The organism is Phenylobacterium sp., from assembly GCF_028290885.1.
Taxonomy (GTDB): domain Bacteria; phylum Pseudomonadota; class Alphaproteobacteria; order Caulobacterales; family Caulobacteraceae; genus Phenylobacterium.
In genome coordinates this window covers 1-10,802 of record NZ_JAQGIZ010000101.1, presented here as the reverse complement: position 1 = coordinate 10,802, position 10,802 = coordinate 1, and the positions used below count along the sequence as shown (strand labels likewise).

The window sequence follows — 10,802 nt, the reverse complement described above, 5'->3', positions numbered from 1 at the left end:
GCCATCTTCATGGCCGCCGACAGCTGGTCCAGCGCGTCGTCCTGGCCGTAGACCGCCCGCTTCAGGTCGGTCTCCAGCTGCTTCAGCGCCTCGGTGTCCGACTTGGAGACCGACTTCGGCGGGATGCGGGCGATCTTGGCGACGACCGCCTCGACCTCCTTCAGCCCGATGGTCTTCTTCCGCCGGCTCTCCGGCAGCAGCATCTGGCTGGCGCCCGCCTCATCGATGATGTCGATGGCCTTGTCCGGCAGCTTGCGGTCGTTGATGTACTTGGCCGACAGCTCCACGGCCGCCTTGATGGCGTCGTTGGTGTAGCGGAGCTTGTGGAACTCCTCGTAGTAGCTCTTCAGCCCCTTGAGGATCTTGATCGTGTCGTCGATCGTGGGCTCGTTGATGTCGATCTTCTGGAACCGCCGGACCAGGGCGCGGTCCTTCTCGAAGTGCTGGCGGAACTCCTTGTAGGTCGTCGAGCCCATGCACCGCAGGGTGCCTGAGGCCAGCGCCGGCTTCAGCAGGTTCGAGGCGTCCATCGCCCCGCCGCTGGTCGCGCCCGCGCCGATCACCGTGTGGATCTCGTCGATGAACAGGATCGCGTCGGCGTGGTTTTCCAGCTCCTTGACGACCTGCTTCACCCGCTCCTCGAAATCGCCGCGGTAGCGGGTGCCGGCCAAGAGCGAGCCCATGTCCAGCGAGAAGATGGTCGAGCCCGCCAGGACCTCGGGGACCTGATGGTTGACGATCTTGCGCGCCAGGCCTTCCGCGATGGCCGTCTTGCCGACGCCCGGGTCGCCGACCAGCAACGGGTTGTTCTTGGTCCGCCGGCAGAGGATCTGGATGCAGCGCTCCACCTCGGCGGAGCGGCCGATCAGCGGGTCGACCTTGCCCTGCTTGGCCTTCTCGTTGAGGTTCACGCAATAGGCTTCGAGCGCCTCGCCGCCGGTCTTGACGGTGGGCTTGTCCTCGTCGTCGGCCGCGCCCTTGACGGGCTTGGCCTCAGTGGCTCCGGCCTTCTTGGCGATGCCGTGGGCGATGTAGTTGACCGCGTCGTAGCGGGTCATGTCCTGCTCCTGCAGGAAGTAGGCGGCGTGACTCTCCCGCTCGGAGAAGATCGCGACCAGCACATTGGCGCCGGTGACCTCCTCGCGGCCGGAGGATTGCACGTGGATCACCGCGCGCTGGATCACACGCTGGAAGCCGGCGGTGGGCTTGGCGTCCTCGCCGTCGTCCACGACCAGCGAGCGCAGCTCGGTGTCGACGTAGTTGGTGAGCGTGGTTCGAAGCGCGCCGAGGTCCACGTCGCAGGCGCGCATCACGCCGGCGGCGTCCTCGTCGTCGACGAGGGAGAGGAGCAGATGCTCCAGGGTGGCGTACTCATGCTTGCGCTGGTTGGCATAGGCCACTGCGCGATGAAGAGACTCCTCGAGGGGTCGTGAAAATGAAGGCAAGACGCCTTAATCCTTTTCCATGGTGCACTGCAACGGGTGTTGATGCCGCCGCGCCGTATCAACGACCTGGGCCACTTTTGTTTCCGCCACCTCGTAGGTGAACACCCCACAGACCCCAACGCCGTGTTGATGGACATGGAGCATTATGCGAGTCGCATCTTCGCGCGACTTATTGAAGAATTGCTCAAGAACATAGACGACGAATTCCATTGGCGTGTAGTCGTCGTTTAAGAACAGCACCCGATACATCGAGGGCTTCTGCGTCTTGGGCTTAGTTTGGGTGACCACCGCCGACCGGATGCCGGTGTCTTGATCACCCATTTTACGTTCGGCCATTCAATCCATCTCCTGCCGGCGCTGCCGCATCGCCGCCACTTGATTAGATATGCAAACGCGACCCATTTGGAAGGGTCGAATCGTCACGGGCGCCAGCGAAACCATCAACCGCGGCCATAAATGCCCCATCGCGGCGCCCGGTTTGCGGGCTTTAGTCGGGCTTCGCCGCCGCTTTTGCCCGAAAAATACGCCCCGAGGTCACCGCGTCGGCGCCGAACCGGGCGCGCAGGGCGTCAAGTGTCTTCTCGCCGGCCAGCGCGCGGCGCTCTTCGCCGGCGAAGAAGTCGTGCTCAACCGCCGCGGCCTCGACCAGCTCGGCCATGCCGATGCCGATCAGGCGGTAGGGCCGGCCGGTGGCTTCCCGGGCCAGCAGCTCGCGCCCGACCGCGAACAAGGTCTTCGCCGTCTGGGTCGGCACCGGGATGGTGCGTCGCCGCGTGAGGATGCGGAAGTCGGTGGTGCGCAGCTTCAGGGTCACCACGCGGCCGGCCACGCCGTCGGCGCGAGCGTGGCGGGCTACCTTCTCGGACAGCTCCGCCAGCACGTCCTCCAGGTCGGCGAGTGCGGAGAGGTCCTCGTTGAAGGTGGTTTCGGCGCTGATCCCCTTGCGCTCCTCGCGCGGGTTGACGCCCCGGTGGTCCTCGCCGTGCGCCAGGCGCGACAGCCGCAGGCCGTGCGAGCCGAACCGCTCGGCCAGCGCCTTGATGTCGGCGCGGGCCAGGTCGCCGACCGTGCGAAAGCCAGCCCTCTCCAGGCTCGCCACCATGGCCGGCCCCACCCCGGGCAGGATGCCCACCGGCCGGGGGGCCAGGAAGGCCTGCGCCTCGGCGCCGCCGATCACCGAGAAGCCGCGCGGCTTGTCGAGGTCCGAGGCGATCTTCGCCAGGAACTTGTTGGCCGAGAGCCCGATGGAGACGGTCAGGCCCGTCTCCGCCTCGATCCGCGCCTGCAGCCGGGCCAGCGTCAGGGCCGGCGGCGCCTTGTGCAGCCGCTCCGTGCCCGAGAGGTCCATCCAGGCCTCGTCCAGGGAAAGGTTCTGGATCAGCGGCGTCAGCTCCCCGGCCAGCCCGAGGATGCGCCGGCTCTCGGCCCGGTACTTGCTGAAATCCGGCTTGATGACCACCGCGTCCGGGCAGAGCTTCAGCGCCTTGAACATCGGCATGGCCGAGCGCACGCCCTTGATGCGGGCGATGTAGCAGCAGGTGGTGACCACCCCGCGCTTGCCGCCGCCGACGATCACCGCCTGGTCGCGCAGCTCCGGCCGGTCGCGCTTCTCCACCGAGGCGTAGAAGGCGTCGCAGTCCATGTGGGCGATGGAGAGGCTCGCCAGGTCCTCGTGGGCCACGATCCGCGGCGAGCCGCAGGCGGGGCAGCGCCGGACCGCCGCCTCGCCCTGCCAGAAGCAGTCACGGCAGAGCGCCTTCACGGCCCGGGTTCCAGCGGCCAGAGCCAGGCCGCGCCCCGCACGCCCGACGAGTCGCCGTGCACCGCCTTCCTCACCGGCGTCGTGTAGACGTCGGAGAAGGCGTAGGCGCCGATCGCCTCGGTGAGGCCGTCGTAGATCGCTTCCACGTTGGACATGCCGCCGCCCAGCACGATGACGTCGGGGTCGAGGATGTCGCTGACCGCCGCCAACCCGCGCGCCAGCCGGTCCTTGTAGCGGGCGAGCGAGGCCGCTGCGCTTGCGTCGCCCGCCTGCGCCGCCGCTGCGATCGCCATGGCGTCCTCGCCGTTACCGTGGTCGGCCGCGAAGCCCGGGCCGGAGATCCACGACTCCAGGCAGTTCCTGCGTCCGCAGAAGCAGCCGGGGCCGGGCAGCTCGTCCGCCGTCGGCCAGGGCAGGGGCGTATGGCCCCACTCGCCGGCAATGGCGTTGCGGCCCCGCAGCACCCGGCGGCCAGCGGTCACGCCCGCCCCGCAGCCGGTGCCGAGTATCGCTCCGAAGACCACGTCCGCCTCGGCGCCCGCACCGTCCGTCGCCTCCGAAAGCGCAAAGCAGTTGGCGTCGTTGGCGAGCCGCACCGGCCGGCCCAGCGTCCGCTCCAGGTCGGCCTGCAGCGGCTTGCCGTTCAGGTGCGTCGTGTTGGCGTTGCGGATGAGGCCGGTGAGCGGGGAGGGCGATCCGGGGATGCCGACGCCGATGCTGGCGCCGCTGACGCCGGCCTCCCGCTCGGCGGCCGCGACCAGGCCGCGCACCACCTCCAGGCTCGCCTCATAGCTCCCCGACGACGGCGCGCGCACCCTGGCCTGGAAGCGGCCCTGGGCATCCAGCGCCGCCGCCTCGATCTTGGTCCCGCCGAAGTCCACGCCGATCCGGATCATGGGAGTCGGTATACCCGATTTGTTCTGCGCTGCTGAGAGCCTGAGGCGAAGTGGACAGGACCGTCCCAAACGCTAGGTTGCGCGCCATGAAGCACAACCACACTCTGGCCGCCTTTGCTGCGGCCCTGGCCCTTGCGGGGCCCGCCGCCGCCCAGCCTGCCGTCTCGCTGGTGAACAACCATCCGCCGGGCCTCGACCTGGCCGGCATGGACCGCAGCGTGAAGCCCGGCGACGACTTCTTCGCCTACGCCAACGGCGGCTGGATGAAGGCCACCGAGATTCCGCCCGACCGGTCCCAGTGGGGCGTCTCGGGTGAGCTCGTGGAGCTGACCACGGCCCGCGTCCAGGACCTGATCAAGATGGCCGCCATCGCGCCGCCCGGCACGGAGGCGCGCAAGATCGGCGACTACTATTCGAGCTACCTCGACGAGGCGAAGATCAATGCGCTCGGCCTGAAGCCGCTGCAGCCGACGCTGGCCCGCATCGCGGCGATCAAGGACAAGAAGGCGCTTGCCGCCGAATTCGGCCGTGAACTGCGCGCCGACGTCGATGCGCTCAACTCCACCAACTTCGACACCGACCACCTGTTCGGCCTGTGGGTCGAGCAGGACCTGAACGATCCCAAGCGCTATGCCCCCTACCTGCTGCAGGGCGGGCTCGGCATGCCGGACCGTGACTACTACCTCTCGTCCAACCCCCACATGGTCGCCGACCGCGCGGCCTATAGGGCGCACATCGCCAAGGTCCTGACGCTCGCCGGGATCAAGGACGCCGAGGCCAAGGCGCAGCGGATCTTCGACCTCGAGACCAAGATCGCCCAGACGCACGCGCCGCGCGCCGAGTCCGAGGACGTGCTGAAGGCCAACAATCCCTGGGCGACGGCCGATTTCGCGAAGAAGGCGCCGGGCCTCGACTGGACGGCCTTCTTCGCCGCCGCGGGCCTGGAGAAGCGGCCGCAATTCATCGTCTGGCACCCGAAGGCGACCGCCGGCGAGGCCGCGCTTGTGGCCAGCCAACCGCTGCCGGTCTGGAAGGAGTACCTGGCCTTCCGCCAGCTCGACCACTACTCGAACGTCCTGCCCAAGCCCTTCGCCGACGAGCGGTTCGCCTTCTACGGCACGACGCTCTCGGGCACGCCGCAGCAGCTGGCGCGCTGGAAGCGGGCCGTCAACGCCACCAATAGCGCGCTCGGCGAAGCGGTCGGAAAACTCTACGTCGCCAAGTACTTTCCGGCCGACTCCAAGGCCAAGGTGCAGCATATGGTCGACGAGCTGATCGCCGCCTTCAGGGTGCGCATCGACAAGCTCGACTGGATGGCCCCGGACACCAAGGCCGAGGCCAGGCGCAAGCTGGCGACCCTGAAGGTGGGCGTCGGCTACCCCGACCACTGGATCGACTATTCGGCGCTGCGGGTCGCGCCCGGCGATGCGCTCGGCAACGCCCAGCGCGCCGAGCTCTTCGAATACCGCCGCAACCTCGCCAAGTTCGGCCGTCCGGTCGACCGCGGGGAATGGGCGATGACGCCGCAGACCGTCAACGCCGTGAACCTGCCGGTGCGCAACGCCCTCAACTTCCCGGCCGCGATCCTGCAGGCGCCGGACTTCAACCCGGCCAACCCGATCGCCATGAACATGGGCGCGACGGGCGCCACCATCGGCCACGAGATCAGCCACAGTTTCGACGACCAGGGCGCGCAGTTCGACGCTGACGGCCGCCTGCGCAACTGGTGGACGCCGGCCGACCTGGCGCACTTCCAGGCTTCCGGCCATGCGCTGGCGGTGCAGTTCAGCCAGTACCATCCGTTCCCCGACATCACGCTGAACGGCGAGCAGATGCTGAGTGAGAACATCGCCGACATCGCCGGGCTGAATGCGGCTTATGACGCCTACCGCCTGGCCAACGGCGGCAAGGAGGGGCCCAGCCAGCAGGGCTTCACCGGCGACCAGCAGTTCTTCATCGCCTTCGCGCAGAGCTGGCGGACCAAGACCCGCGAAGCGACCGCCCGCCAGCGCGCGATCACCGACGGCCATGCGCCGGCCGAGTTCCGCGCCGACACCGTGCGCAACATGGACCCCTGGTATCCGGCCTCCGACGTGAAGCCCGGCGAAAAGCTCTACCTGCCGCCCGACCAGCGCGTGCGAATCTGGTGACCGCCTAGCGCTCCGATTCCGAAGTTCGCTCAGCGCTTGGCCGTGAATGAGGCGAACTTCAAATCCAGCCCACTAGGCCGGGACGCCGGCCTTCGCCAGGTTGGTCTTGGGGATCGCGGCGCGGAAGGCGCCGGCGGCCTTCGCCTTGTCGCGCGCCAGCTCGGCCCAGGCCGCCGCGAAGGCGGTCGGCGTACGCAGCTGGTTCGCCGCGGCCGCGAAGCGCGCGGGGTGGGCTTTCAGCGCCGCGGACAGTTGCGCCCACAGCTCGAGGTCTTCGGCCGGCGGCTCGCCCCCGGCCTCGAGTTCCGCGACGCGCCGACCTGCGCCGGTGATCCGGGCGGTGGCGCTGTGGACCTCGACGGCGGCGTTCGGCGGCAGGTCCTTCAGCGCCGCCAGCAGGGCGGCAAGCGCGATGCGGTCCGGCGACGGCGTGCGCTCCCCGCCCGCGGCGCCGGTCAGGGCGCGGCCCTCGGCGCGGACGTACCCCCAGCCGCCGGAACGAAAGGCGGAATGGTGAGAGATTTCGACCCAGAGACGGATGATGTCGGACATGGCCTTGCCCTAGCACCCCGGCCCTCGCGCCCGATAGACCTAACGGCGAGGCATCTGTGGGCATGGATGTTGCGTTACGTCGAGGTGGGGTACTGATGGGGCCCGTGAACGGAGTCGGCCGACCCATGATCGCTGCTGAAAAGGTCTCTCCCGCTTCGGCCGCCCCGGCGCCGGTCACTTCCGCCCTGGACCTGATCGGCCACACCCCGGTGCTGGAGCTGACGGGGATGTTCGACTGCGGCCCGTGCCGCCTCTTCACAAAGTTGGAGAGCGCCAACCCGGGCGGCTCCATCAAGGACCGCATCGCCAGGACCATGATCGAGGCCGCCGAAGCCGACGGCAGCCTCAAGCCCGGCGGGGTGATCGTCGAGGCGACGGCCGGCAACACCGGCCTGGGCCTGGCGCAGGTGGGCATCCTGAAGGGCTATCGGCTGGTGCTGGTGGTGCCGGACAAGATGGCCCGCGAAAAGATCCAGCACCTGCGCGGCCTGGGCGTCGACGTACGCATCACCCGCAGCGATGTCGGCAAGGGCCATCCGGACTACTACCAGGACATCGCCCACCGCCTGGCGGCCGACATCCCGGGCGCGGTCTACATGAACCAGTTCTCCAATCCGGCCAATCCGAGGGCGCACGAAACCACCACGGGGCCTGAGCTCTTCGAGCAGCTGGGCGGCGACGTGGACGCGGTGGTCGTGGGCGTCGGCTCCGGCGGCACGCTAACGGGGCTGGGGCGGTTCTTCAGGAAGGTCAGCCCCAAGACCGAGATGGTGCTGGCCGACCCGACGGGCTCGGTGCTGGAGCCGCTGATCAACCGCGGCGAGCACGTGCAGGCCGGCTCTTGGATCGTCGAGGGCATCGGCGAGGACTTCGTGCCCGACAACTGCGACCTGTCGCTGGTGAAGAAGGGTAACGCCTATGCGGTCACCGACCGGGAGAGCGTCGAGGCGGCGCGCGAGCTGCTCTCCAAGGCCGGCGTGCTGGCCGGCTCGTCCTCCGGCACCCTGCTGGCCGCGGCCCTGCGCTATTGCCAGGCGCAGACCGAGCCCAAGCGCGTCGCGACCTTCGTCTGCGACAGCGGCAACAAGTACCTGTCCAAGGTCTTCAACGACAACTGGCTGGCCGACCAGGGCCTCACCGACCGGCCCATCACCGGAAGCCTGCGCGACCTGGTGGCCCGCAGGGCCCAGGAAGGCGCCACCGAGACGGTCAGCCCCGAGGACACCCTCGACACCGCCTACAAGCGCATGCGCACCGCCGACGTCAGCCAGCTGCCGGTGCTGGACGACGGCCGGCTGATCGGCCTCCTGGACGAGAGCGACCTCCTGGCGGCGGTGGAGGGCGGGCCGGAGCGGTTCGGCGACCGGGTGGCCACCGCCATGGTCGCCAAGCTCAACACCTTGCAGGGCCATGAGCCGCTGGACACCCTGATCCCCATCTTCGAACGCGACGAGGTGGCCATCGTCCTCGACGGCCGCGAGTTCCTGGGCCTGATCACCCGCGTCGACCTGATCAACCACCTGCGCCGATCCTAAAGCGCCCCTTTCCGGAGATGCCATGAGCGACCGTCCCAACCGGCTGGCGTTCGAGACGCGCGCGATCCACGCCGGCCAGCACCCGGACCCGACGACCGGCGCGGTGATGGTGCCGATCTACGCCACCTCGACCTACGCCCAGGAAAGCCCGGGCGTGCATAAGGGCTTCGAATACTCCCGCAGCCAGAACCCCACCCGCTTCGCCTTCGAGCGCGCGGTGGCCGACCTGGAGAGCGGCGTTCGCGGCTACGCCTTCTCGAGCGGCCTGGCGGCGATCGCGACCATCCTGGAGCTGCTCGACGCCGGCGCCCACGTGGTCGCCTCGTCGGACCTCTACGGCGGCTCGTTCAGGCTGTTCGACAAGGTGCGCCGACGCTCCGCGGGGCTGACCTTCAGCTTCGTGGACCTGGCCGACGTCGCCGCCGTGGAGGCCGCGATCACACCCAAGACGAAACTGATCTGGGTCGAGACGCCGACCAACCCGATGCTGCGGCTGGCCGACCTCGACGCGTTGTCGGCGCTGGCCAAGGCGCGCGGGATCCTGATCGCCGCCGACAACACCTTCGCCAGCCCCTACTGCCAGCGGCCGCTGGAGCACGGCTTCGACCTCGTGATGCATTCCACCACCAAGTACCTGAACGGCCACTCCGACGTGGTCGGCGGCGTGGTGGTGGCGGGATCGGACGGGGAGGTCGCCGACCAGCTGGGCTTCCTGCAGAACGCCATCGGCTCGATCGCCGGCCCCTTCGACAGCTTCCTGGCCCTTCGCGGCGTGAAGACCCTGGCGTTACGCATGCAGCGGCACTGCGCCAACGCCATGGCGATCGCCACGCGGCTGGAGTCGCATCCGGCGGTCAAGCAGGTGATCTATCCAGGGCTCGCCAGCCACCCGCAGCACGCGCTGGCCAAGCGCCAGATGCACGGCTTTGGCGGCATGATCAGCCTGATCCTCGACCGCGACCTCCAGGGGACGCTGCGGATGCTGGAGCGGACCGAGCTCTTCACCCTCGCCGAAAGCCTCGGCGGAGTCGAAAGCCTGATCGAGCACCCGGCGATCATGACTCATGCCTCCATCCCGCCGCATGTGCGCGAGGAGCTGGGCATCTCCGACTCCTTCATCCGGCTTTCGGTGGGGATCGAGGACGCCGACGACCTGATCGCCGACCTGGAGCAGGCGCTCAGCTGATCGCAGCCTCGATCGCTTCGCGCAACTCCGCCCAGTCGTCGATCCGCGGATGGCGATCCGAGCGCGGGGCCAGGGGACGAAGCCGCAGGTCCGCGACGTGCTGGAACGTCGCTGTGCCCGGCGCGTGCTCGGCCACCGAGTCGAGGTTGGGGATCAGGTCGTCCACGAAGGCGCTGCGGCCCGAGGTCTGCGCGACCAGCGCCGCAGTGATCGGCCCCTTCGGACCGCTAGACAGGATCAGCGCCTGCGGCAGGCCGTGCCGCCGCAGCCAGGCCGCGCGCAGCCGCTCGGCCTCGGCGGGCGCGTTGGAGAGGATCAGGATCTCGGCCCGCGCCCCCAGCCGGCGCAGCGCCTCGACGGCCCCCGGCGCCGGCTCGATCTCCCCGCAGCCGGTGCGGAAGAACTCGTCGAACAGCTTGTGGCCCTCAGCCAGGTCCAGGTGCTCGGTCGCACCCGGCCGGTAGATGTTCTGGAAGAGGGCGAATCGATCGAACCGCAGCTCGTAACCGCGCTCGGCGATGAACGCCCCGAAGCTCAGCATGAAGAGGCCCAGCACCTCGTCCACGTCGACGATCACCAGCGGGCGGTCCCTGGCGAGGCCCAATCCTTCCAAGGAGGGAACGCTCTCCAGCAACGGCGCGGGCGCTCTGACGGGGCCGGTCTCAGCCACGGGATCTCCTTGGGCTAACGAAGTTTAAGGATATCCCATGGGATGAACAAAGCAGGGTGGGGAAGTCCGCTGTTGCGCGGTGACCTCGAGAACAGCACCGGGTCCTAAATGGCCAAGAAGGTCCTCATCGTCGAGGATAACGAGCTGAACATGAAGCTCTTTCATGATCTGCTCGAAGCCCAGGGGTACGAGACCCTGCAGACCCGCGAGGGTCTGCAGGCGCTTTCGATCGCGCGAGAGCATCGTCCCGACCTGATCCTCATGGATATTCAGCTCCCGGAGATTTCCGGCCTCGAGGTCACCAAGTGGCTGAAGGAGGACGAGGAGCTCGCAGCCATTCCGGTGGTGGCGGTCACCGCCTTCGCCATGAAAGGCGACGAGGAGCGCATCCGGGAGGGTGGCTGCGAAGCCTACATCTCCAAGCCGATCTCGGTGTCGCACTTCCTCGAAACCATCCGCCGACTGCTGGACTGAGGCCATGTCCGCCCGGATCCTCGTCGTCGACGACATCGAGGCCAACGTCCGGCTGCTCGAGGCCAAGCTCTCGGCGGAATATTACGAGGTCCTGGTGGCCTATGACGGCCCGACGGCCCTGGCCATGGCCGC

At 68.6% G+C, this 10,802-nt stretch carries 11 protein-coding genes; 5 read left to right on the top strand and 6 right to left on the bottom strand.

Annotation, left to right across the window (positions count from 1 at the left end; genetic code table 11):
* The 4 genes from JWP28_RS07295 to JWP28_RS07280 all read right to left on the bottom strand — a co-directional run.
* On the bottom strand, positions 1 to 1,445 hold a 1,445-nt coding region (locus tag JWP28_RS07295; RefSeq protein WP_299541591.1), incomplete at its 3' end, for an AAA family ATPase.
* Between the two features lie 6 nt (positions 1,446 to 1,451).
* The gene (gene clpS, locus JWP28_RS07290; RefSeq protein WP_299541590.1) at positions 1,452 to 1,781 is read right to left on the bottom strand and encodes an ATP-dependent Clp protease adapter ClpS; all 330 of its coding nucleotides are present in this window, start codon (positions 1,779 to 1,781) and stop codon (positions 1,452 to 1,454) included.
* 151 nt (positions 1,782 to 1,932) lie between these two features.
* Positions 1,933 to 3,207: a DNA polymerase IV gene (locus JWP28_RS07285; protein ID WP_299541588.1), complete on the bottom strand. Its 1,275-nt coding sequence runs from the start codon at positions 3,205 to 3,207 to the stop codon at positions 1,933 to 1,935.
* The gene (locus JWP28_RS07280; RefSeq protein ID WP_299541586.1) at positions 3,204 to 4,103 is read right to left on the bottom strand and encodes an ROK family protein; all 900 of its coding nucleotides are present in this window, start codon (positions 4,101 to 4,103) and stop codon (positions 3,204 to 3,206) included. The genes JWP28_RS07285 and JWP28_RS07280 overlap by 4 nt, the downstream gene beginning before the upstream one ends.
* 86 nt (positions 4,104 to 4,189) lie before the next feature.
* Here JWP28_RS07280 and JWP28_RS07275 point away from each other — a divergent pair, with 86 nt between their 5' ends.
* Complete coding sequence (locus tag JWP28_RS07275; protein WP_299541584.1) at positions 4,190 to 6,253, top strand: M13 family metallopeptidase; 2,064 nt, start codon at positions 4,190 to 4,192, stop codon at positions 6,251 to 6,253.
* Between the two features lie 72 nt (positions 6,254 to 6,325).
* Here the strand turns inward: JWP28_RS07275 and JWP28_RS07270 are convergent, their stop codons facing one another.
* Positions 6,326 to 6,805, bottom strand: coding sequence for a ribonuclease H (locus JWP28_RS07270; RefSeq protein WP_299541582.1), 480 nt, complete (start codon positions 6,803 to 6,805; stop codon positions 6,326 to 6,328).
* 125 nt (positions 6,806 to 6,930) lie between these two features.
* Between JWP28_RS07270 and JWP28_RS07265 the strand changes: the two genes are divergently transcribed.
* Both JWP28_RS07265 and JWP28_RS07260 read left to right on the top strand, forming a co-directional pair.
* Positions 6,931 to 8,340 (top strand): pyridoxal-phosphate dependent enzyme, encoded by a 1,410-nt coding sequence (locus JWP28_RS07265; protein WP_299541580.1) that lies wholly within the window; start codon positions 6,931 to 6,933, stop codon positions 8,338 to 8,340.
* 22 nt (positions 8,341 to 8,362) lie between these two features.
* Positions 8,363 to 9,526, top strand: coding sequence for a cystathionine gamma-synthase (locus tag JWP28_RS07260; RefSeq protein WP_299541578.1), 1,164 nt, complete (start codon positions 8,363 to 8,365; stop codon positions 9,524 to 9,526).
* Here JWP28_RS07260 and JWP28_RS07255 read toward each other — a convergent pair.
* Positions 9,519 to 10,196 (bottom strand): hypothetical protein, encoded by a 678-nt coding sequence (locus JWP28_RS07255; RefSeq protein ID WP_366143785.1) that lies wholly within the window; start codon positions 10,194 to 10,196, stop codon positions 9,519 to 9,521. The two genes, JWP28_RS07260 and JWP28_RS07255, sit on opposite strands and share 8 nt — an antisense overlap.
* A gap of 108 nt (positions 10,197 to 10,304) precedes the next feature.
* Here JWP28_RS07255 and JWP28_RS07250 point away from each other — a divergent pair, with 108 nt between their 5' ends.
* Together JWP28_RS07250 and JWP28_RS07245 are read left to right on the top strand one after the other, a co-directional pair.
* Positions 10,305 to 10,670, top strand: a complete 366-nt coding sequence (locus JWP28_RS07250) for a response regulator (protein WP_299541576.1) — start codon at positions 10,305 to 10,307, stop codon at positions 10,668 to 10,670.
* Positions 10,671 to 10,674: 4 nt separating this feature from the next.
* The coding region (locus JWP28_RS07245; RefSeq protein ID WP_299541593.1) for a hypothetical protein at positions 10,675 to 10,802 on the top strand (128 nt) is incomplete at its 3' end.